The sequence below is a fragment of the Streptomyces sp. NBC_00104 genome (genome assembly GCF_045160825.1).
Taxonomy (GTDB): domain Bacteria; phylum Actinomycetota; class Actinomycetes; order Streptomycetales; family Streptomycetaceae; genus Streptomyces.
In genome coordinates this window covers 4123686-4146585 of the sequence record NZ_CP108215.1, presented here as the reverse complement: position 1 = coordinate 4146585, position 22900 = coordinate 4123686, and the positions used below count along the sequence as shown (strand labels likewise).

At 72.7% G+C, this 22900-nt stretch carries 16 protein-coding genes; 8 read left to right on the top strand and 8 right to left on the bottom strand.

What is annotated here, in order from left to right; all coding sequences use genetic code 11:
• Positions 1–250: 250 nt before the first annotated feature.
• Genes OG272_RS18135 through OG272_RS18120 form a run of 4 tightly spaced genes read right to left on the bottom strand, consistent with a single transcriptional unit; the run spans position 251 to position 5952 of the window.
• Positions 251–1411 (bottom strand): acyl-CoA dehydrogenase family protein, encoded by a 1161-nt coding sequence (locus OG272_RS18135; protein WP_327729586.1) that lies wholly within the window; start codon positions 1409–1411, stop codon positions 251–253.
• Positions 1408–2373 (bottom strand): hydroxymethylglutaryl-CoA lyase, encoded by a 966-nt coding sequence (locus tag OG272_RS18130; RefSeq protein ID WP_328223152.1) that lies wholly within the window; start codon positions 2371–2373, stop codon positions 1408–1410. The genes OG272_RS18135 and OG272_RS18130 overlap by 4 nt, the downstream gene beginning before the upstream one ends.
• Positions 2370–4313, bottom strand: a complete 1944-nt coding sequence (locus tag OG272_RS18125) for an acetyl/propionyl/methylcrotonyl-CoA carboxylase subunit alpha (RefSeq protein WP_405896031.1) — start codon at positions 4311–4313, stop codon at positions 2370–2372. The genes OG272_RS18130 and OG272_RS18125 overlap by 4 nt, the downstream gene beginning before the upstream one ends.
• 22 nt (positions 4314–4335) lie before the next feature.
• Positions 4336–5952, bottom strand: coding sequence for a carboxyl transferase domain-containing protein (locus tag OG272_RS18120; RefSeq protein ID WP_328223151.1), 1617 nt, complete (start codon positions 5950–5952; stop codon positions 4336–4338).
• A 106-nt stretch (positions 5953–6058) separates the two neighbouring features.
• Between OG272_RS18120 and OG272_RS18115 the strand changes: the two genes are divergently transcribed.
• The 3 genes from OG272_RS18115 (at position 6059) to OG272_RS18105 (ending at position 9063) form a co-directional block, all read left to right on the top strand.
• Positions 6059–6655: a TetR/AcrR family transcriptional regulator gene (locus tag OG272_RS18115; RefSeq protein WP_327729588.1), complete on the top strand. Its 597-nt coding sequence runs from the start codon at positions 6059–6061 to the stop codon at positions 6653–6655.
• A gap of 323 nt (positions 6656–6978) precedes the next feature.
• Complete coding sequence (locus OG272_RS18110) at positions 6979–8136, top strand: acyl-CoA dehydrogenase family protein (protein WP_326582610.1); 1158 nt, start codon at positions 6979–6981, stop codon at positions 8134–8136.
• Between the two features lie 48 nt (positions 8137–8184).
• Positions 8185–9063 carry an acyl-CoA thioesterase II gene (locus OG272_RS18105; protein ID WP_327729589.1) on the top strand — a complete coding sequence of 293 codons (879 nt, stop codon included), beginning with the start codon at positions 8185–8187 and terminating at the stop codon, positions 9061–9063.
• 190 nt (positions 9064–9253) lie between these two features.
• Here the strand turns inward: OG272_RS18105 and OG272_RS18100 are convergent, their stop codons facing one another.
• From OG272_RS18100 to OG272_RS18090, 3 genes are all read right to left on the bottom strand, one after another.
• Positions 9254–10048 carry a phosphatase gene (locus OG272_RS18100; RefSeq protein WP_326582612.1) on the bottom strand — a complete coding sequence of 265 codons (795 nt, stop codon included), beginning with the start codon at positions 10046–10048 and terminating at the stop codon, positions 9254–9256.
• Positions 10049–10109: 61 nt separating this feature from the next.
• Positions 10110–10658: an AAA family ATPase gene (locus OG272_RS18095; protein WP_328223150.1), complete on the bottom strand. Its 549-nt coding sequence runs from the start codon at positions 10656–10658 to the stop codon at positions 10110–10112.
• A gap of 20 nt (positions 10659–10678) precedes the next feature.
• Positions 10679–12262 carry a helix-turn-helix domain-containing protein gene (locus OG272_RS18090; protein ID WP_405894049.1) on the bottom strand — a complete coding sequence of 528 codons (1584 nt, stop codon included), beginning with the start codon at positions 12260–12262 and terminating at the stop codon, positions 10679–10681.
• A gap of 196 nt (positions 12263–12458) precedes the next feature.
• Here OG272_RS18090 and speB point away from each other — a divergent pair, with 196 nt between their 5' ends.
• Positions 12459–13469, top strand: coding sequence for an agmatinase (speB, locus tag OG272_RS18085; protein ID WP_328223148.1), 1011 nt, complete (start codon positions 12459–12461; stop codon positions 13467–13469).
• On the top strand, positions 13466–15157 hold the full coding sequence (locus tag OG272_RS18080) for a thiamine pyrophosphate-binding protein (protein ID WP_328223147.1): 1692 nt from the start codon (positions 13466–13468) through the stop codon (positions 15155–15157). Before speB ends, OG272_RS18080 begins: the two co-directional genes overlap by 4 nt.
• A 41-nt stretch (positions 15158–15198) precedes the next feature.
• On the opposite strand, the gene OG272_RS18075 is transcribed toward OG272_RS18080, so the two are convergent.
• On the bottom strand, positions 15199–16080 hold the full coding sequence (locus OG272_RS18075) for a YncE family protein (protein WP_328223146.1): 882 nt from the start codon (positions 16078–16080) through the stop codon (positions 15199–15201).
• A gap of 389 nt (positions 16081–16469) precedes the next feature.
• Between OG272_RS18075 and OG272_RS18070 the strand changes: the two genes are divergently transcribed.
• From OG272_RS18070 to OG272_RS18060, 3 genes are all read left to right on the top strand, one after another.
• Positions 16470–19517, top strand: a complete 3048-nt coding sequence (locus tag OG272_RS18070; protein WP_328223145.1) for a LodA/GoxA family CTQ-dependent oxidase — start codon at positions 16470–16472, stop codon at positions 19515–19517.
• Between the two features lie 130 nt (positions 19518–19647).
• On the top strand, positions 19648–20799 hold the full coding sequence (locus OG272_RS18065) for a tryptophan 7-halogenase (RefSeq protein WP_405894047.1): 1152 nt from the start codon (positions 19648–19650) through the stop codon (positions 20797–20799).
• 74 nt (positions 20800–20873) lie between these two features.
• Entirely contained in the window at positions 20874–22808 is a 1935-nt protein-coding gene (locus OG272_RS18060; RefSeq protein ID WP_326582620.1) for a hypothetical protein, read from the top strand.
• The last annotated feature ends 92 nt before the right edge of the window (positions 22809–22900 follow it).

Genomic DNA, 22900 nt, shown 5'->3' with positions numbered 1-22900 from the left:
GCCGTTCCCCTCGCGAAAGGGAAGGTCCGTCGCGAACGGCCGCGACCTGCCCCGTGAACCCCAACTTCCCCGCCCCGAGGGCTCGTTGCGTGGCCTTGGAGCGTCCGAGGGCCGGGCCGCAGGCCGCCCGCCACCGAACACCTCACGCGCCGGTGGCCGGAAAGACTCGGCCGGCGCCCCAGGGGTGGATCGCCCTGGGACACCGGCCAAACGTTGTTCATGTCACTCCGCGTCGGGCCGCGTCAGCCCGTCAGCCCGTCAGGCCCAGTTCCCGGGCGATCAGCATGCGTTGCACCTCGCTGGTGCCCTCGCCGATCTCCAGGATCTTGGAGTCGCGCCACATACGGGCGACGGGGTACTCGTTCATGAAGCCGTAGCCGCCGTGGATCTGGGTGGCGTCACGGGCGTTGTCGACGGCGATGGTGGAGGAGTGGAGCTTCGCCAGGGCCGCCTCCTTCTTGAAGGGTTCACCGGCGACGAGGCGGTAGGCCGCGTCGCGCCAGGCGAGGCGGGCCGTGTGGGCCTTCATCTCCATGTCGGCGATCTTGAACTGGATGGCCTGGTTGGCGCCGATCGGCCGGCCGAAGGCGTGCCGTTCCTTCGCGTACTTCACCGACTCGTCCACACAGCCCTGCGCGAGACCCGTGGCGAGCGCCGAGATGGCGATACGGCCCTCGTCGAGGATGCGCAGGAACTGGGCGTAGCCGCGGCCGAGTTCGCCGAGGAGGTTCTCCGCCGGGACCCGCACGTCCGTGAAGGACAGTTCACGGGTGTCGGAGGCGTTCCAGCCGACCTTGGAGTAGGGGGCGGCCACGGTGAAGCCCAGGGTGCCGGACGGGACGATGATCGAGGAGATGAGGGGCTTGCCGTCCGGGGTGCGGCCGGTGACCGCCGTGACCGTGACCAGCCCCGTGATGTCCGTCCCCGAGTTGGTGATGAAGCACTTGCTGCCGTTGATGACCCACTCGTTCGTCGACTCGTCCAGGCGGGCCGTCGTCCGGGTCGCTCCCGCGTCCGAGCCGCCGTCGGGCTCGGTGAGGCCGAACGCGCCCAGCACCTCACCGGAGCAGAGGCGCGGCAGCCACTCCTCCTTCTGGGCCCGCGTGCCGAAGAGATGGATCGGCATCGCGCCCAGGGAGACCCCGGCTTCGAGGGTGATCGCCACGGACGAGTCGACCCGGGCCAGCTCCTCCAGCGCGATGCCCAGCGCCAGGTAGTCGCCGCCCATGCCGCCGTACTCCTCGGGGAACGGCAGCCCGAACAGCCCCATGCGGCCCATCTCGCGCACGATCTCGTAGGGGAACTCGTGCCGCTCGTAGAAGTCGCCGATCTTGGGGGCGACGACCTCGTGCGCGAACTCCTCGACCGTACGGCGGAGTTCTTCCAGCTCGGGGGAGAGGCGGTGGTTCATGAGACGTCAGTGCTCCTTGGGTCCTCGTGGGACAGGGCTCGTACGGTGCGGGACGGGCTGGGTCGGCCCAGGTGTCCGGCCATCCACGCGCTGGTGGCGACGAGGCGGCCGAGGTCTACGCCCGTGTCGATGCCGAGGCCGCGCAGCATCCACACGAGGTCTTCGGTGGCGAGGTTTCCGGTGGCGGACTTCGCGTACGGGCAGCCGCCGAGGCCGCCGGCCGACGCGTCGACCGTGGTGACGCCGTGCCGCAGCGCCGCGAGGGTGTTGGCGAGGGCCTGGCCGTAGGTGTCGTGGAAGTGCACCCCGAGGGCCGATGTGGGTACGTCCGCCTCGGTCAGGGCGGTGAGCAGGGCCTGGACATGGCCCGGCGTCGCCACGCCGATCGTGTCGCCGAGGCTCAGTTCGTCGCAGCCCAGGTCGAGCAGGGCCCGGCAGACCCGGACGACCTGGGGGATCGGGACGGGGCCCTCCCAGGGGTCGCCGAAGCACATGGAGAGATAGCCGCGGACATGGCCGCCCTCGGTCTTCGCCCGGGCCACCACCGGGGCGAACATGGCCAGCGCCTCGTCGACCGTCCGGTTGAGGTTGGCCTTGGCGAAGGATTCCGTGGCGCTGGCGAACACGGCGACCCGGCGGGCGCCGAGGGCGAGGGCGCGGTCCAGGCCGCGTTCGTTCGGCACCAGGACGGGAAGGTCGGCCGACAGGTCGCGCACCCGCGGGAACAGCTGCTCCGCGTCCGCCAGTTGGGGCACCCACTTGGGGTGTACGAAGCTGGTGGCCTCGATCGTCGTCAGTCCCGCGCCGGCCAGACGGTGGATGAACTCCGCCTTCACCTCCGTCGGGACCGTGCTCTTCTCGTTCTGCAGGCCGTCCCGCGCGCCCACCTCGTGGATGCGGACGCGCGCGGGCAGGTCCGGGGCGGGGACGGTCATCGGCAGGCCCAGGTCCGTGCTGCTCATCCGGCGGCCTCCTCGGTCGGGTGGGGCGCGACCACGGCCAGCACCTGGTCCATGGCGACGGTCGTGCCCGGCGTGACGTCCAGCTCGGTGACCGTCCCGGCGTGCGGCGCGGAGACCACGTGCTCCATCTTCATCGCCTCCACCACCAGCAGGCTCTGACCGGCGGCCACCTCGTCCCCCACGGCCACCTTCACCACGGTGACCGTCCCGGGCATCGGCGCCGTCAGCGAGTCCGCGCCCGCGCGGTCGGCGCCGGTGAGCGCGGCGGCGACGGGGTCGTGGTCGCGCACGTGCCAGGCGTCGCCGTCGCGGCCGATCCAGTCGGCGGCGCGGTGGAAGGTGTGGCGGACTCCGTCCAGGGTCACGGACACCTGGTCGTCCGTGACCGTGTGGGTGCCCCGCGGGTGGTGGGCAACGGGGTCGAGTCCCGGCGCCCGCAGGTCGAAGGCGGGTGGCCGGGACGCCCCGCCGAGGCGCCAGCCGTCCGGGACCGAGAAGGGGTCGGTCCAGCCGTCCCCGCGCGGCCTCAGCGCGTCGAGTCGTACGGCCGCCGCCGCCTCGTACACCGCCTCCGGGACCTCCGTGGTGACCAGCCCCTCGACCTCCCGCTCCACCAGCCCCGTGTCCAACTCGCCCGCCACGACCGCCGGATGGGCCAGCAGCCGCCGAAGGAACCCGGCGTTCGTCTGGACGCCCAGGGTGACCGTCCCCGCGAGCGCCGCGCGGAGCCGGCGCAGGGCGGTGGGCCGGTCGGGGCCGTGGGCGATGACCTTGGAGAGCATCGGGTCGTACAGGGACCCGACCTCCGTGCCCCCGGTCAGGCCCGAGTCCGTACGGACGCCGTCGCCGTCCGGCTCGCGCAGGCGCAGGATCGTGCCGCCGGAGGGGAGGAAGCCCCGGGACGGGTCCTCGGCGCAGACCCGGGCCTCGATCGCGTGCCCCGTCAGCGTCACGTCCTCCTGGCCGAAGGCCAGCCGCTCGCCCGCCGCGACCCGGAGCTGCCACTCCACCAGATCCACGCCCGTGACCAGCTCGGTCACCGGGTGCTCGACCTGCAGGCGGGTGTTCATCTCCATGAAGTAGTACGAGGAGGGGGCGCCGCCGGGGACGATGAACTCGACCGTGCCCGCGCCGGAGTAGCCGCAGGAACGGGCCGCCTGGACGGCCGCCTCGCCCATCGCGGCCCGGGTGGCCTCGTCGAGCAGGACGCTGGGCGCCTCCTCGATGATCTTCTGGTGGCGGCGCTGGAGGGAGCACTCGCGCTCGCCGAGGTGGACGACACCGCCGTGGCCGTCGGCCAGGACCTGGATCTCGATGTGCCGGGGGCGGTCGATCCACCGCTCGACGAGGAGGGTGTCGTCGCCGAAGGAGGCGCGGGCCTCGCGGCGGGCGGCGGCGATCTCGTCCGCCAGCAGTTCGGCCTCCCGGACCAGCCGCATGCCCTTGCCGCCGCCGCCCGCGCTGGGCTTCAGCAGCACCGGCATACCGATCTCCCGTGCGGCGTCGGCGAGTTGGGCGTCCGTGAGCCCGCTGCCGCTCGAACCGGGCACCACCGGCACCCCGGCCGCCCGTACGGTCTCCTTGGCGCGGATCTTGTCGCCCATGAGGGAGATGGCGTCGGCGGGCGGGCCGATGAAGACGAGGCCCGCGTCGGCGCACGCCCGCGCGAACCCGGCGTTCTCGGCGAGGAAGCCGTACCCGGGGTGCACGGCCTGGGCGCCGGTGCGGGCGGCGGCCTCCAGCAGCCGCTCCACCGACAGATAGCTCATCGACGCCGACGGCGGACCGATCCGTACCGCCGTGTCGGCCTCCCGGACGTGCCGGGCGTCGGCGTCCGCGTCGGAGAAGACGGCGACGGAGCGGACGCCGAGGGCGCGGAGGGTACGGATGACGCGGACGGCGATCTCGCCCCGGTTGGCCACCAGCACCGTGTCGAACATGGTCGGCTTCATCGGTTCCCCCTCACATCCGGAAGACGCCGAACTGGGGGTCACCCAGCGGCGCGTTGGCGCAGGCGGTCAGGGCGAGGCCCAGGACCTGGCGGGTCTCCAGCGGGTCGATCACGCCGTCGTCCCAGAGGCGGGCGGTGGCGTAGTAGGCGTTGCCCTGGCGTTCGTACTGGGCGCGGATCGGGTCCTTGAAGGACTCCTCGTCCGCCGCCGGCCAGTCCTCGCCGCGCGCCTCCAACTGGTCCCGCTTCACGGTCGCCAGGACGGACGCGGCCTGTTCGCCGCCCATCACGGAGATCTTGGCGTTGGGCCACATCCACAGGAAGCGCGGTGAATACGCCCGCCCGCACATCGAGTAGTTGCCCGCGCCGTACGAGCCGCCGATCACGACCGTCAGCTTGGGGACGCGGGTGCAGGCCACGGCCGTCACCATCTTGGCGCCGTGCTTGGCGATGCCACCGGCCTCGTAGTCCCGGCCGACCATGAAGCCGGAGATGTTCTGCAGGAAGACGAGCGGGATGCCGCGCTGGTCGCACAGCTCGATGAAGTGGGCGCCCTTCTGGGCGGACTCGGAGAAGAGGATGCCGTTGTTGGCGACGATCCCGACCGGGTGCCCGTGGATCCGGGCGAAGCCGGTGACCAGGGTCTGCCCGAACTCGGACTTGAACTCGGCGAACCGCGAACCGTCGACCACGCGCGCGATGACCTCACGGACGTCGTACGGGGTGCGGGAGTCGACCGGCACGGCGCCGTAGAGCGTGTACGGGTCGACCTTGGGCTCGACGGCCGGCTCGACCGACCAGGGGAGCGGGCCCCGGGAGGGGAGGGTGGAGACGATGGTCCGCACGATGCGCAGGGCGTGGGCGTCGCTCTCCGCGAGGTGGTCGGTGACGCCGGAGATCCGGGAGTGGACCTCGCCGCCGCCCAGCTCCTCGGCGGTGACGACCTCGCCGGTGGCGGCCTTCACCAGCGGGGGGCCGCCGAGGAAGATCGTCCCCTGGCCCCGGACGATGACGGCCTCGTCGCTCATGGCGGGGACGTACGCGCCGCCCGCCGTGCACGATCCGAGGACCGCCGCGATCTGCGGGATGCCCGCCCCCGACATCCGCGCCTGGTTGTAGAAGATGCGGCCGAAGTGCTCGCGGTCGGGGAAGACCTCGTCCTGCATGGGCAGGAAGGCGCCGCCGGAGTCGACGAGGTAGAGACAGGGGAGGCGGTTCTCCAGGGCCACCTCCTGGGCCCGCAGATGCTTCTTCACCGTCATCGGGTAGTACGTGCCGCCCTTGACGGTGGCGTCGTTGGCGACGACGACGCACTCGCGGCCGCTGACCCGGCCGATGCCCGCGATGACACCGGCGGCCGGTGCCTGCCCCTCGTACATGCCGTCGGCGGCCAGCGGCGCCAGCTCCAGGAAGGGCGAGCCGGGGTCGAGGAGGGTGTCCACCCGGTCGCGCGGCAGCAGCTTGCCGCGCGCGGTGTGCCGGGCGCGTGCCTTCTCGCCGCCGCCGAGCCTCGCCGCGGCCAGCCTGGCGCGCAGCTCCTCGCCCAGTGCGCGGTGCGCGGCCTCGTTGGCCCGATACGCCTCCGCCGCGGGATCTGCCGCGGTCGTCAGCTCCGGTGCCTGGTCCATCGTGCGGTCCCCTCACCCAGTGGTCACCTGTGGTCACCTGTTAATGAGCGTTAACGCGTTTCCACCAGGTTAACGACCGCTAACCTCCCTGTCTAGAATTGGCTCCATGGCCACGAGAACCGACGCACCCACCCGCCGCGAGCAGATCCTCAAGGAAGCCGCCCGCCTCTTCGCCGAGCGCGGCTTCCACGGTGTCGGCGTCGACGAGATAGGGGCGGCCGTCGGTATCAGTGGGCCGGGCCTGTACCGGCACTTCGCGGGCAAGGACGCGATGCTCGCGGAGCTGTTGGTGGGCATCAGCGGGCAGTTGCTGACGGGGGCGAAGCGGAGGGTGGCGGAGGCCGACGGGGGTGATGCCGAGGCGCTCCTCGACTCGCTGATCGAGGGGCACATCGACTTCGCCCTGGACGACCGCCCCCTCATCACCCTGCACGACCGCGAGCTGGACCGCCTCCGCGACAGCGACCGCAAGCTGGTCCGCCAGCTTCAGCGGCAGTACGTCGAACTGTGGGTGCGGGTACTGCGCGAGGCGCACCCGGGGCTCGCCGAGCCCGCCGCCCGGTCCGCCGTGCACTCGGTCTTCGGGCTGCTCAACTCGACGCCGCATCTGGGGCGGCCGGGATCGCTGCCGGGACGGGCGGCCATGTCGGAGCTGCTGCACCGGATGGCCCGGGGGGCGTTCGGGGCGGCAGCCTCCGGCTGACTGCCCGGTTCCGGCTGTCTGGTGAGCCGGGTTCGGGGTGGGGGTGGCGGCGGTCGCGGGCGGCGGGTCGCGTGGGGCTGGTCGCGCGGTTCCCGGTGCCCCTGGCGGCATGGGTCCGGGCCGGCGGTCTCGGATGTGCGCCAAAAGCGTGACGAGCGTTACGGGGCTGACCATCTGGACGCGCTCGCCTACTCGCCGGTACGGTTGCCTGAGCGAGCGCTTAGCCGTATCGACGGGGCCGCAACCATCGGTTGAGGAACCCCGACGGCGAGCAACCACATCCGCGAGAGCGGCGCCGGCTTAGGCGCAGAGAGGGGCCGGCGGTGCGCCGTACGGTGTTCAACGAGGATCACGAGGCGTTCCGGGAGACCCTGCGTGCCTTCATCGAGGCCGAGGTCGTGCCCGTGTACGACGAGTGGTTCGCCGCCGGCCAGGCGCCGCGCGACTTCTACTACAAGCTCGCCGAGCTGGGTGTCTTCGGGATCCGGGTGGACGAGGAGCACGGCGGCGCCGGCATCGACTCGTACAAGTTCGAAGCCGTGATGTACGAGGAGACCGCCCGCGCGGGCGTGCAGTTCGGCGGCTCCGGCGTGCACGTGCTGCTCGGCCTGCCGTACATCAAGATGCTCGCCACCGACGAGCAGAAGAAGCGGTTCCTGCCCAAGTTCGTCTCCGCCGAGGAGATGTGGGCCCTCGCCATGACCGAGCCGGGCACCGGGTCCGACCTCGCGGGCATGAAGACCACCGCCAAGCTCAGCGAGGACGGCACGCACTACGTCCTCAACGGCTCCAAGACCTTCATCACCGGTGGCGTGCACGCCGACCGTGTGATCGTCTGCGCCCGCACCGACGCCCCCAGCGCCGAGGACCGCCGCCACGGCATCTCCCTCTTCGCCGTGGACACCAAGTCCGAGGGCTACTCGATAGGCCGCAAGCTCGACAAGCTGGGCCTGCGCACCTCGGACACCGCAGAGCTGGCCTTCGTCGACGTCAAGGTCCCGGTCGAGGACCTGCTCGGCGAGGAGAACAAGGGCTTCTCCTACCTCGGCCACAACCTCGCCTCCGAGCGCTGGGGCATCGCCTTCGGGGCGTACGCGCAGGCCAAGGCCGCCGTCCGGTTCGCCAAGGAGTACGTCCAGGACCGCACCGTCTTCGGCAAGCCCGTCGCGTCGTTCCAGAACACCAAGTTCGAGCTGGCCGCCTGCCAGGCCGAGGTCGACGCGGCCGAGGCCGTCGCCGACCGCGCGCTCGAAGCCCTCGACGCCGGTGAGCTGACGCCCGCCGAGGCCGCCAGCGCCAAGCTGTTCTGCACCGAGGTCGCGCACCGCGTCATCGACCGCTGCCTCCAACTGCACGGCGGCTACGGCTTCATGAACGAGTACCCGATCGCCCGCCTGTACGCGGACAACCGCGTCAACCGCATCTACGGCGGCACCAGCGAGATCATGAAGTCGATCATCGCCAAGGACATGGGCCTGTGACACGGGTCCGTAAGGCCCCGGAAATTACTGTGCAGTACAACTGACCTCATGAGTCAGGCACCACTTGAGTCTCTCCTCGATCTGCTCGACCTGGAGCAGATCGAGGAGAACATCTTCCGCGGCCAGTCCCGTCCCGCCATCGTCCCCCGGGTCTTCGGCGGGCAGGTCGCGGCCCAGGCGCTCGTCGCCGCCGGGCGGACGGTCCCCGCGGACCGGCTGCCCCACTCCCTCCACGCGTACTTCCTGCGCATCGGCGACGCCGGCGCGCCCATCGTGTACACCGTGGAGCGCATGAACGACGGCCGCTCCTTCACCGCGCGCCGCGTCGTCGCCGTCCAGCACGGCCAGCCGATCTTCGCCCTCTCCGCGTCCTTCCAGCGGTACGAGGAGGGCCTCGACCACCAGGCCCCGATGCCCGCCGCGCCCGACCCGGAGTCCCTTCCCACCGCCGAGCAGCGACTGCCGGCGTACGGCCTCGACCCGGGCGTCGTGGAGAAGATGCTGGAGGCGCGGGCCGCCGTCGACCTGCGCTACGTCGACGACCCGCCGTACGGCCGCTACGGCGAGCCCCGCGAACCGCGCTCCCAGGTCTGGTTCCGGGCCAACGGCAAGCTCGACGACGACCCGCTCCTGCACGTCGTCCTCGCCACCTACGTCTCCGACATGACGCTCCTCGACTCCATCCTGCTCGCGCACGGGCGCGGCGGCTGGGCCGTCGGCGACGTCGTCGGGGCCTCGTTGGACCACGCGATGTGGTTCCACCGGCCGTTCCGCGCCGACGAATGGCTCCTGTACGACCAGGAGTCGCCGTCCGCGGCGGCCGGCCGCGGCCTCGGCCAGGGCCGGATCTACACGCAGGAGGGACGGCTCGCGATCTCCGTGATCCAGGAGGGTGTCGTCCGTGTACCGAGGCCGAAGACGCCCTGACCTCCGGTGGCTCCCGGGGGCCTGTGGCTTCCGGAGTCCTGTGACTCGCGGAGTCCTGTGACTCGCGGAGGCCTGTGGCTTCCGGGGCCCTGTGACTTTCGGACACCTGTTGCTTCCGGGGGCCTGTGGCTTTCGGAGTCCGGTGGCTTCCGGGGGCCTGTGATTTTCGGAGCCGGTGACTTCCGGGGTCCTAGCCGTCCTTGAGCCCGGCCTGCTCCAGCAGGTATGCCGCCATCGGGTCGTAGTAGCGCGGGCTGACCACGTGGTCGTCGAGCGGGACCACGGCCTGGAGGGTGCCCTCGGACTCGCCGAGGAAGAGGGCGGGGTCGTTGGAGTCCGCGTAGCCGACGGAGTCGACGCCGAGCTGGCCGGCGCAGCCCGCCCAGCCGTGGTCGGCGACGACCAGGTCGGGCAGCGGGCGGCCGGCGCCCTCCAGGCCCCGGAGGATGGCGCGCATCGGCTCGGGGGAGTGGGTGTGCCAGAGCGTGGCGCCGTGTTCGAGGACGGCCACGTCCGCGAACTGCATGACGTACCCCTCCTCCGTCTGCAGACCGTCCGGGATGACGACGATCTCGCAGCCGGCCGCGCGCAGCGCCCGCGCCGTCTCGTGGTGCACCTGGAGCAGCCCGCCGGGGTGGCCGGTGGCGAACAGCACGCGCTGCGCGCCCTCCGCCGCCTTGCGCAGCCGGGCCGCCATGCGCTCCAGCGCGTCGACCGTCAGGTCCGGGTCGATGGTGTCCTGGCCGTAGCGGTACCCGGGGTCGTCGTTCACGCCGACGCGCTCCGCCATCACGGCCAGCACGTCCTGCTCGTCGGTCCAGCGGTCCCCGAGCTCCAGACCGAGCCAGTAGTGGCGGTTGCCGTTGGCCAGTTCGCGGTAGTGGGAGAGGTTGTTCTCGCGCGGCGTGGCGACGTCGCCCGCGATACGCGTCCGTACGAGGTGTTCGACGAGCTCGGCGCGGCTGGGGGTCCCGGGTATCGGCATGGGTCCATTGTGAGGCAGACGACTGTGGGAGTCGCGGGCGTCCCGCCCGCTGCGACCTGCGTCACTCCGTTCGGCGCGCGGAGACGAACGTGTCGATCGCGGCGATCCGCCGGGCGAGGCCGACGGCGGGGACGTCGACGAGTTCATGGCCGAACGCGCGGTACGTCTCCTCGTGGATCCGCTCGAACTCCAGCGACTGCTGGAAACTGATGCGGCGTGCGGCCGTGGGCTCGCAGAACCCCAGGTTACGGACGAAGAACACCTGCCGTTCGTAGACGCCGTGCGTGGTGATCCGCTCGATCTCGGCGGTGAGCGCCGCGGACGGCGGGCGCCCCTGGTAGGTGGCGAGCGCGAGGGTGCACAGCGGCGAACGGTCGAAGAACCGCACGGAGTTCGTGCCCGGGGCCGCCAACTGCCGTTGTCTCTGCAGCTCGACGATCTCGTCGATGAACGACTCCCGGGTCCACGGCTCGTCCTCGCCGCGCGCCTGCGCCCGCGCGATGACATCGGTGGCGGCCTCCTCGACGACCTCGTGACCGAGCTCGGCCAGGCCCCGCAGGAGGGTCGTCTTGCCCGCCCCGGGCGTGCCGGTGAGTACGTATCTGCGCATGCCGCCCAGGCTATGGCGGCTCATCCGTCCCGCAGCGCGAACCACAACTCCATCCGTACGTCCGGGTCGTCGAGGTCCGCGCCCAGCAACGCCGCGCACCGGCCGATGCGTTGGCGGACCGTGTTGCGGTGGACGGTCAGCGCGACGGCCGTACGGTCCCAACTGCCGTGCAGCGAAAGCCAGGTGCGCAGGGTCTCGGTGAGGGCGGCGGCGCCGGGGGCGGTGGTGAGAGGGGCCAGGAGGGCGTGGGCGTGGGCGGTCGCGTCGGCCCGCGGGACCAGATCGGCGAGGGCCGTGCGGGAGCCGTGCCGGACCAACGCCGTACGGGTCGCCCTCGCCCGGGCCAGCGCCCGGGCGGCCTGCGCGTCGGCGGGCGCCCACCCGTCCGGCCCGGCCGGCGCGCTCACCCCGCATGTCCAGCCGGGCTGCGCGGTGACCTCGCGGTCGGCGGGGACGAGGACGCGTACGACGTCGCCGTGGGCGTCGACCAGCGCGGAGCCCAGGGCGGCGCCGAGCGCGGCGGCGGCGAGGGCGTCGGGAGGGCCGTCCTCGGTGGGACGGGCGTGTACGACGAGCCAACGGGTGGCTCCGCCCAGGAGAGGGGCCACCTCCTCGGGCGGGGCGCCCAGGAGCAGCCGTACGAGGGCGGACGCGCGGGCCGCGCCCGTGCCGCTCTGTTGTTCGCCGGTGAGGAGGGAGAGGAGGACGGCGGCGACGGAGGCGATCGTGTGGTCGCCGGGGTCGCGGTGGGGGGTGGCGATGCCGAGGGTGAAACCGTGGTCGGCGCCCAGGGCGTAGGCGGTGAGGTGGGTGCCGTCGACCGTGTCCGTGGCGGAGGTGGGGGTGGACGGGTGCGGGGAGGGGGTGGGGGGTTGTGGTGCGTTGGCGGGTGCGGGTTCGTCGGGGCTGGTCGCGCGGTTCCCCGGGCCCCTGTCGGGGCGCACCACCGCTGCCAGGCCGGCCAGGGCACCCGGTGTCGGTCCTCGTCCGAACGCCGCCAGTTCCGTCCCGTCCGGGCCGTACAGCACCGCCCGGCCGGACACCCGCTGGGCCAGTTGCCGCAGGACCGCTCGTACCGGGTCCGGGCGGGACGCGGCCGCCGCGAGGCTCTGCTGGGCCTCCGTGACGCGGCGGAGTTCGGCGTGGCGGGCGCGCGCCATGAGCTGCCAGACCGCGCGGGCGACGCCCGAGAAGGTCGTCCGGGGCGGGACCTCGACCAGAGGCAGGCCGTAGGTGTCGCAGGCGGCGACCAGGGCCCTCGGGACGCTGTCGTGGACGGGGGCGACGCCGAAGCCGAGGGCCGCGCCGCCCGCCGCGATGATGCGGGAGACGTAGTCGTCGAAGTAGGTGCCCGAGCCGGCCGCCTCCGGGATGTGGACGCCGGCCGTCAGCAGCAGCTCGCCGCCGAGCAGGTACGGATACGGGTCCGACATCTCCGAGGTGTGCGCCCAGTGGACGGCCGTTCCCGCGTCCACCGGCCCGGCGATCTGCCGCAGGCCCAGGTCCTCGCGGGCCAGCAGGGCTGTAAGGAGTACGGGCGGGGTGGGAGGGACGGCGGGGGCGGGTGGCGCGGACGGGTCCGGCATGGTGTGCGTTCCTTCCATCCGACGCGGCTCGAATGGATGAAACGTACACTTCGCAGTCGCTTTCCGGCCACCTAGTGTCAGTGCCCGTCACCCGTCACCCGTCACCCGTCACCCGTCACCCGGTGCGCGCGAAAGTAGAGTCATCTCCAGTAGTACATATTGGTTCATATCTATGCAGGTGCGACGAAGTACATGCAGGAAGTAGGCAGTTCCCATGAGCAGCAACGACACACCCCGCGGCCCCGTCGACTCGCCCCGAGGTCCCGTCGACTCCTCCCGCATTCCGCGCTACGCCGGTCCCGCGACCTACGCCCGGCTGCCCCGCCTCGACGAGGTGGGCCGCGCGGACGTCGCCGTCGTGGGTGTGCCGTTCGACTCGGGTGTCTCGTACCGGCCGGGCGCCCGCTTCGGCGGCAACGCGATCCGCGAGGCGTCCCGGCTGCTGCGCCCCTACAACCCGGCCCAGGACGCCTCCCCCTTCGCCCTCGCGCAGGTCGCGGACGCCGGTGACATCGCGGCCAACCCGTTCAACATCGACGAGGCGGTGGAGACGGTCGAGGCGGCGGCGGACGAGCTGCTGGGCACGGGGGCCCGCCTGATGACCCTCGGCGGCGACCACACCATCGCGCTCCCGCTGCTGCGGTCGGTCGCCAAGAAACACGGGCCGGTGGCCCTGCTCCACTTCGACGCGCATCTCGACACCTGGGACACGTACTTCGGCGCCGAGTACACGCACGGCACCCCGTTCCGGCGGGCGGTCGAGGAGGGCATCCTCGACACCGAGGCCCTGTCGCACGTGGGCACCCGGGGCCCGCTGTACGGCAAGCAGGACCTCACCGACGACGAGAAGATGGGCTTCGGGATCGTCACGTCGGCGGACGTGATGCGGCGCGGTGTGGACGAGATCGCCGACCAGCTGCGCCAGCGCATCGGCGACCGCCCCCTCTACATCTCCATCGACATCGACTGCCTCGACCCGGCCCACGCGCCGGGCACGGGCACGCCGGAGGCCGGCGGCATGACCTCGCGGGAACTGCTGGAGATCCTGCGCGGCCTGGCCTCCTGCAACCTGGTCTCCGCCGACGTCGTCGAGGTGGCGCCCGCGTACGATCACGCCGAGATCACCGCGGTGGCCGCCTCGCACACGGCGTACGAACTCACCACGATCATGTCCCGCCAGATCGCGCGGGCGAAGCGGGAAGAGCAGGAGAAGGCAGCGCAGTGACCCACGACCACGACCTGGTACTCCGCCCGACGGCCGCCCAGACGGAGGCCGCGCTGAACCCTCCCCCCGGCCGCAACGGCGGAGACCTGGTCGTGGAGACGCTGGCCGGGCTCGGCGCGACGACGGTCTTCGGGCTGCCCGGCCAGCACGCGCTCGGCATGTTCGACGCGCTGCGCCGCTCCGACCTGCGGTACATCGGCCTGCGGGTGGAGAACAACGCCGGGTTCGCGGCGGACGCGTACGGCCGCATCACCGGCGAGGCGGCCCCGCTGCTCCTGTCGACGGGCCCCGGCGCGCTGACGTCACTGGCCGCGCTGCAGGAGGCGGCGGCGGCCTCGGCCCCGGTGCTGGCGATCAGCAGCCAGGTCCCGACCGCCGGCCTGGGCGGCGGACGCCACGGCTACCTCCACGAACTCCCCGACCAGTCGGCCTCGTTCAGGGGCGTCGTCAAGTCCGTCCACACCGTCCGTACGCAGTCCCAGATCCCCTCCGCCGTCGCCGCCGCCTGGCAGTCCGCGCTGACCGCCCCGCACGGCCCGGTGTGGGTGGAGATCCCCCAGGACGTGCTGCTCGCCGAGACCTCGATCCCCGTGGTGACGGGCGGCGACGCCTTCCCCGAGGAGCTGCCCCCGCGCCCCGAACTGACCGCGCTGGCCGCCCACCTGCTGGCGTCCGCGGCCCGCCCGGCGATCATCGCGGGCGGCGGGGTCGTACGGGCGGACGCGTCCGGCAAGCTGCGGCAGCTGGCGGAGCGGCTGTCGGCGCCGGTCGTGACGACGTTCGGGGGCAAGGGCGCCTTCCCGTGGACGCATCCGCTGTCGCTCCAGTCCTGGCTGGAGGACCGGCACACGACGGACTTCCTGGAGGACGCGGACGTGTTGTTGGTGGTCGGTTCGGGGCTGGGTGAACTGTCCTCGAACTACCACACGTTCAGGCCCCGGGGCCGGGTGATCCAGATCGAGGCGGACCTGGGGAAGCTGGAGTCGAACCACCCGGCGCTGGGCATCCACGCGGACGCGCGCCTGGCCTTGACGGCGCTGCTGGAGACGATCGAGGAGACGAGGGAGGACGAGTCCGCGCCGGAGCGGGTGCGGGGCGTTCTCGGGAAGGTCCGCGAGCGCATCGACGCGCAGCAACTCACCCTGGAACAGAACCTGTTGGCGTCCATCCGGCGGGCCCTCCCGCCCCGCGCGCCCTCCTTCTGGGACATGACGATCCTGGCGTACTGGGCCTGGTCGGCGTTCGATCCCCGGGGCGCGAACACCATGCACTCCGCGCAGGGTTCCGGCGGCCTCGGCTACGCCTTCCCCGCGGCCCTCGGCGCGGCGGTGGCCGACCCGACCCACCCGGTCCTCGCCGTCTCCGGCGACGGCGGCGCGCTCTACTCGATCGCCGAGCTGGCCACGGCCCGGCAGTACGACCTCGACGTCACCTGGCTGATCGTCGACGACGGCGGGTACGGCATCCTGCGTGAGTACATGACGGACGCGTTCGGCGAGGCGACGGGCACGGAGCTGACCCGGCCGGACTATGTGGCGCTGGCCGAGTCGTTCGGCGTACCGGGGCTGCGGACGAGCCCCGAGACCCTCGCGGACGATCTGGCCAAGTCCCTTGCCACGCCCGGCCCTTCGGTGGTCGTACTCCCGGCGGTGCTGCGGATGTTCGCGCCGACGCACGCGCGGGACTGACCGCCCGGTCTCGCGGCGTCACCCGCACGGCACCGTGCCGGCTACAAGCTGATCACCGACACGGTGCCGGCGAAGAAGTTGGTGACGTAGAGGCGGGATCCGTCGGGGCTCACCGCGACACCGCGCGGGCCGTCAGCGACGGGGATGGTGTCGACCACCTCGCCCCGCGCGATGTCGATCACCGAGACGGTGTCGTACGGGAAGTGGGCCACGTACAGGCGGGCCCCGTCGTGGGTCACCGCCACCCCGTACGGGCCGGTGGCGACGGGGATCGTCGAGACCACCGCGGTGCGGTCGAGGTCGACGACGGACACCTTGCCGGAGAAGTAGTGGGTCACGTAGAGGTACTTCTGGTCGGGGCTCACCGCCACGCCGACCGGGAAGTCGAGGTCGGGTACGGTCGCGAAGTCGCCCATGGCGAACTGGTCGGTGACCCACACCCGGTCCTCCAGCGCCAGCGCCAGACAGACGCGCTGTCCGTCCGCACAGGCGGCCACCCCGTACGGCGCCTGGCCGAAATGGCTGCCGGAGACGTCGTCCGGGAGCTCGATCTTCAGCAGGAGGCGGGCGTTGGGGACCGTGACGTGCAGACGGGTGCCGTCCGGGCTCGCCGCCACACCGTACGGACCCTCGTCGACCGTGATCGTGTCCACGACCTCCTCGCGGGAGAGGTCGACGACCACCACGGAGTCCGCCCTGAAGTCGGTCACGTGGAGACGGGTCCCGTCGGGGCTCACCGCCACACTGTGCGGGCTCTCCCCGACCCGGATCGTCGTGACCGCGCGCGGGGCGGGTGGCGTGGTCGTGCTCGGAGGCCGGGCCACCTCCCGGCCTCGCTCGCGGGCCGCCTCCAGGAGACGTACCAGCGGCATATCGGCGCGTTCGGCTGCCAGACGGTCCCGGCTGTCGTGTTCGGTGGCCATGAAGGCACCTCCCGAATCCGTTGCACGAGTGGACGGTTGGGGCGCCGGTCGCGCATCGCGCGGTCACGAGGACGACGGCGTCGCACGGGCCGGCGCGGCGTCCGCGTTCGTCCGCGTTCGGCGGTGTTCGGCGGCGCGGGCCTACGGTCCAGTCTGGTGGAGTTCCAGGTGACGTGCGACTCGACGGCACTCGCCCCGGGCGCCGACGCATGACCGCCCCTCGCCCCCCGCCGCGTGCATGGCTCCGGCCCGCCCTTCGGTCGCGCGGCGCACGCTTGTTTGTCAGCATGGAGAGCTGTACGGACGGTGCGCGCCTGTACATCGCTCCACGAGCCCTGTGCGTCCCGGTGCGCATCCCGGTGCAGCGCCACATCGCGGGAGATCGAGCCATGGCCGTCATTTCCGCTTCCTCGTCCTCCGGGCCCTCCGAGAACGACGACCAGTCCGTGCCGGACTGCTCGTCGGATCCCGGGGCCGCGTTGAAGGACATGTTCGTCGACCGGTCCCAGGGCGACCGCATCGCCCGAGGGCAGGATCCCGTGGAACGGCCGGTCTTCCTCAAGCCGCACGGCACCGCCCGCGGCACTCTCACCGTCCGCGCCGACCTCCCGGACGAACTGCGCGTCGGATTCCTGGAGTTCGCCCGGCAGCGGCCCGAGGGGCTGACCGCCTGGGTGCGTTTCTCCAGCGACACCGTGCCCAGCCGCCCGGACCTGCTCACCACTCTCGGCGTCGGCGTCAAGCTCTTCGGCGTGCCCGGAGCCAAGCTGCTCGACGGCGAGCGCGACGCCGACACCCAGGACCTGCTGATGCAGAACCACGACGTGTTCTTCGTCGACACGGCTCGGGACATGTGCGAGTTCACCCGGGCCGGCGTGGTCCACCACGACTACGAGTCCTACCTGCGCGACCACCCGGTGACCCGGCGGATCCTCGACGACATGGCGAAGACCGAGGACAGCGTGCTGACGGCCACCTACTGGGGAGTGCTGCCGTACGCCTTCGGTACCGAGAGCGCCGAGAGCGCCGAGAGCACCGAGCGGTTCGTCAAGTACAAGCTGGTGCCCGCCGGTTGCGCTCCCGCCGACCCGGCGGCCACCCCGCCCGAGGAGAACCCCGGCTATCTGGGGACCGACCTCGCGCACCGGCTCGCCGCCGGTGACGCGGCCTTCGACCTGCTCGTGCAGTTCCGCACGGACGCCGAGGCCATGCCGCTCGACCGGGCGACCGTGCGCTGGGACGAGACCGTGAGCGCCCCGGTCCCCGTCGCCCGGCTCACCCTCAACCGGCAGGACGTCCGTGGCCGAGGGCAGTCGGCGTACGGCGCCAACCTGGCGTTCAACCCCTGGCACAGCCTCGCCGAGCACCGACCCGTCGGCAGCATCGCCGAAGCCCGCAGGACGGTCTACAAGGCGTCGGCCGACCGGCGCCGTGACGCGGGCGGCATCCCGGCCGCCGAACCCGGCCCCGCCCGGCCCCCGTCCACCGAGCCTCCGGGGCGCGACACCCGGGTCGTGCGGGCCGCCATCCACCCCGCGATCGGCGTCGCCCGGGTCGGCGACAGCGCCGACGGGTTCGTCCTCGCCCCCGAGACCGAGGACGAACCCCCGCTGCCCACCGGCTCGTACAAGGACGCGACCGGCGCCCTGAAGCGGCAGGCGGCCCGGTTCCGGATCTACGGCTACAACGCGGCAGGGGAACCGGTGGCCGAACTCACCGCGGACAACGCCGAGGTGCGCTGGACCGTGCACGTCGCCAACAAGAAGGCCGCCTGGTACCAGTTCCAGCTGGCCCTGGACATCCCCGAGGCCGCCCGGGCGGAGGAGAGCCAGCTCCGTAATCCCCTGGTCGCCGGCCCGGACCGCGGCAGGCTGGTCATCGACCCCGGCAGCCGCTCCGTACGCGGCCGCGACCGGGCCGGCGGTCCCGAACTGCGCTTCGACACCGGGAGGTTCCTCCGCATCCCGGTCTACCTCGGCGAGCTGCGCACCGACGGGGCCGGGCGGCTGATCTTCCTCGGCGGCCGGGGCGTCGCCGAGTCCGTCGACTTCAAGGAGGCCGAGGACTTCGCCAACAACGACGGCTGGTACGACGACATCTCCGACGGCCCGGTCACCGCCGAGGTCCGGGTCGACGGCCGCGTACTGCCGGTCGAACCGGCCTGGGTGGTGGTCGGCCCGCCCAACTACGCGCCCGAGCTGAAGTCCGTGCGCACGCTGTACGACCTCCTCCGCGACGCGTTCGTCACGGCCGGAACGCTCCCCGAACCGAAGAAGGTCTCCTTCACCCACGACATCCTGCCCATCCTGCGCCGCCTGTGCGATCTGCAATGGGTCAACCAGGGCCTGGCCACCCTGTTCGGACACGGCGGACGCGAACACTTCCTCGACCCCGACCTGCTGGCCGCCCTCGCCGATCCCGGCGCACGCCACGAGGAACTGCGCCGGCAGATCTCGAAGGCCATGCGGGACCCCGACCGGGACGGCACGTCACCGATACCCTGGCCGCCCGTCTACGGCGACGCGATGAGCCTGCCCGCCGTCTCCGCCCGCCAGTACCTGGCTCTCTCCCCGCTCCAGACACGGCTGTTGGCACGCTGGACCCGCGGCGAGTTCGTCCCCGACCTTGCCCCCGGTGCCGCCGCCACGCCCAAGCCCCTCGACCGGCTGCCGCTCGCCGACCGGCCCGCCGCCCTGGACCGCGCGGCCCTGTCCTTCTGCCTCGCCGACGCCTTCCACCCCGGCTGCGAGATCACCTGGCCGATGCGCCACACCACGCTGTACAGCGCGCCGTTCCGCATCCGCCACCTCCCGCCGGGCCCCGACCGCATGTACGGCAGGGTGCTCACCCCGCAGACCGCCCTGGCGTACGACGGGCCGCTGTACGCCCAGGGCCCCGGCCACCTGACCCGGTGGATGGCCGTGCCCTGGCAGACGGACACCGCGAGCTGCCGCTCCGGGTACGAAAGCCGGTACGACCCGTACCTGCCGACGTTCTGGCCCGCCCGCGTGCCCAACCACGTCCTCGCCGAGGAGGACTACCTGATCGCCGTCGACACCACGCGCCCGCGCGAGGAACGGCTCGCGGCGTTCGCACGGAGGGCCCCCTGGGACCGCTGGCTGCCCAAGCCCTACAAGGCCACCATCAACGCCATGGTGAAGGACTTCGGCCGGCTCGGCCTGGTCGAACGCCGTCCGGGCGCCACCGACGACCCCCTGCTGCCCGCCGAGATGCTCGTCGAGTCCGAGGTCTCCTTCCCCGCCGAGCCGGCCCCGCCGCGCGGCCGCAACCTGCTGAGCCTGCATGTGCCGCTCGCCGCCGACGAGCGGCTGCGGGAAGCCGTCCTGGCGACCGCCGTCGCCCTCGCCGAGGAACCCGACGAGGAGCTGTCGGCGGGCTACATCGCCAAGGTCGCCCGCTTCCCGGGCAACCGATGACCCGGCACGTGACCTGCCACCTGACCTGCCACCTGACCCGGCACGTGACCCGGCACCTGACCCGCCACGTGACCCGGCACACGACCCGGCACCTGACCCGGCACGCGACCGCCGGCCCCGGCGGTCAGTGGTGACGCGTCATGAGGTGTACGACGCGGTCGTCGCCGGCGGGGGACCGGCCGGCGCGGTGGCCGCCCTCGTGCTCGCCCGGGCCGGCCGGCGCGTGGCGATCGTGGACGACCCACCCGCGTCCGGGGCGGGAGCCCACAAGATCGGCGAAAGCCTGCCGTCGGCCGCCGCCCCACTGCTGCGCGACCTGAACCTGTGGCCCGACGGCACCGCCCCGCCCCACCTGCGCTCCACCGGGATGTCCGTCTCCTGGGGCTCGCCCGCGCTGCACGAGCGCGGCCCGGTGCAGGACCCGTACGGAGCCGGATGGCAGCTGGACCGCCTCCGCTTCGACACGTTCCTGCGGGAGGCGGCCCACGCGGCGGGCGCCGAGCCGCTCCATGGGCGGGCCGTGGACGCCGTGGACGACGGCCCCGGCCTGCGCCTGCTCGTGCGCCAGGGGGACAGCACACGGGAACTGCGCTGCTCCTGGGCCGTCGACGCGACGGGACGGCGCGCCGCCCTCGCCCGGCGTCGAGCGGTCCGTCGGCGCGAGGACCGGCTCGTGGCCGCCCATGTGCTGATGCCGCGTCACCGTCCGTCCACGGCGGGGGAGTCGGACCGGGAGGCCAGGACCGTCGTCGAAGCGGTCCCCGGTGGGTGGTGGTACACGACGCTCACTCCCGTGGGCCGGATCGTCGCCCACCTGACGGACCCCGACCTCGCCGACCCCCGGCTGCGCACCCCCGACGGGTTCCTGCGCGCGGCCCTGCGCACCCGGTACATCGGCGCCCGCCTCACGTCCCGGGACCTCGCCGATCCGCCGGTCCCGCGCTGGAGCGCAGCCCACGGCCTGCGCCTCACGCCGTACGGCGGCCGGGGCTGGATCGCCGCCGGTGACGCGGCGCTGGCCTTCGACCCGCTCTCCTCCCAGGGCATCCTCACCGCGCTGCACGGCGGAGCCCGCGCCGGCCTCGCCACGGCCCTGTGCCTCGCGGGCGCACCGCCCCGCCCGGTCCTGGCCTCGTACACGGACTTCCTCGACGGCGTCGCCACCGCCTACGTACGCCATCGGGCGGAGGCGTACACGGCGGAGACCCGCTGGCCGGAACTGCCGTTCTGGCAACGGCGGGGGGCCGTCCGCCGACGCGCGGGACAGGGGCCCCACGACTAAAGTGGGCATAGGGAGCAAATGGGGGAAAATCACCTGTTCCGGGGGAACAAACCACCCGCTCTGGGGGTTCGGCCATGGCATCTCAGTCACAGTGCGTTCTGGACGCGGCGGAAATCACCCAAGCCGTACAGGACCTCAACCACTCGGTGACCCTGATCGCGGGAAAGACCACCGTCGTCCGGTTGTACCTCAGGGGTACCTCCGGCCCGGCGGTCTCCGTGCGGGGCGCCATCGCCGTCCGCCGCTCCCCGGCGGAACCGGCCGGCACGATCACCTCGGTCAACGCGATCACCCTCGATCCGGCCCAGCCCCACGACCTCGCCACGTGCCGCGGGGACGCCGGACTCAGCCTCAACTTCCTGCTGCCCAGCTGGCTCACGGCCGAAGGCCCGCTCAGCGTCACGGCGGTGAACGTCGTCGACGCCGTCAGCGGGACCCCGCTGCCGCTCACCGGTCCCGCCGGACCCACGGTCTGGTTCAAGACCGGGCCGCCGCTGCGCCTGCGCGTCCTGGGTGTGCGCTACCCCTTCGGCAGCCCGGCCGACATGCGCGCCCCACGGGAGAAGGACTACCTGGCGCTGGTCTCCTGGCTGGGGCGCGCCTATCCGGTGGCCGAGGTCATCAGCTCGCGCGCGGTCGTCGACGCGGTCGTCCCGCCGGAATTCGACGCCGAGGACGTCAACGCCCAGCTCGCCGCGCTCCGGTCGCTCGACATGAGCGCCGGCGGGGACCAGCGCACGCACTACTACGGCCTGGTCGCCGACAGCGGCTTCTTCATGCGCGGGGCGGCCTCGGGCATACCGACGCTGCCCGACCCCACCACCGTGGCGTCGGGACCCACCGGCGCCTTCCCCTACGGCTGGGACTTCGACGGTGTGTACGGCGACTGGTACGGCGCCCACGAACTGGCCCACACACTGGGCCGCAGACACCCCGGCTTCTGCGGGGAGAGCCACGACGACCTGCTGAACTACCCCATCAAGAACGGCCAGCTCGGCGACGAGACCCACGGGTTCGTCGGCTTCGACGTCGGTGACGCGGCCCTCGGCCTGCCGATGACGGCACTTCCGGGAGAGCAGTGGCACGACGTGATGACGTACTGCACATTCCAGTGGATCAGTTCCTACACCTATGAGGGTGTACGGCGCCGTCTGCTCGCCGAGGACGCCCTCGTGTCGGGCACCGGCCCCGTCGCCGAGCCGACCCCGACGGTCGCGCCCACGCCGCCGCTGACCGCCGCGGTCATGGCGGGGCTCGGTGGCAGCCGCGGGCGGCCCGACGACCGCCGCCCCACGCGGACCGTGAGCAGGGTGACGTCGACCGGCCCCGGCACGCGGGCGGCGGTGGCGGGCCCCGGCCCGGACGGTGGTGCGCCCGGGCAACTCGTCAGTGTCGTCGGGACGGTGAACCTGACCCGCGTCGAGGGCAGCATCCGGTTCGTCAACCCGGTGGAGCGGCCGGCCGTGCCACCGAGCCCGCCGGCCGGGCAGGCCCCGCCGCCGGAGACGGCGGAGGGCGGACAGCCCCCGACAGCCCTGCTGCGGATCCTGCAGTCCGGTGGGACCCCGCCGCAGGAGATCCAGGTGCCGGTCAAACTGAGCTCGGAACCGGAGCCGGGCGCCGACCGGACCGGCCTGATCGACGCGGTGGCGCCCGTCGGCCCCGCTCCGGAGGCCGTGGAACTGGTCGTGGACGGCCAGGTGGTGGACACCTTCCGGCCGGGCGGCGGCCCGCCCACGCTGCGAGCCGCTCGGTACGCGAGTGCCGAGGACGGCATGTTCGGCATGGACCTGGAGTTCGACCGGGACCCTGAGCCCGACCTCTCCTACTCCGCACAGGTCAGCGCGGACGGCGGCCGCACCTGGCAGACCCTGGGCGTCGGACTCAAGGAGCCCACGGTCCAGCTCGACCGCGGTCAGTTCCGGCCCGGGGACGACGTCCGGCTGCGCATCACGACGACCAACGGATTCAGCAGTACGGCGGCGGAGACGGCACTGTTCCCCGAGTGAGGCCCGCCCGGCCGGACCCGGCGGGGGTTCGGCGTGACCGCCTCCTCGCGGTCACGCCGACCCGGCGGATCGGAACCCCTGCTCCGGTCGCG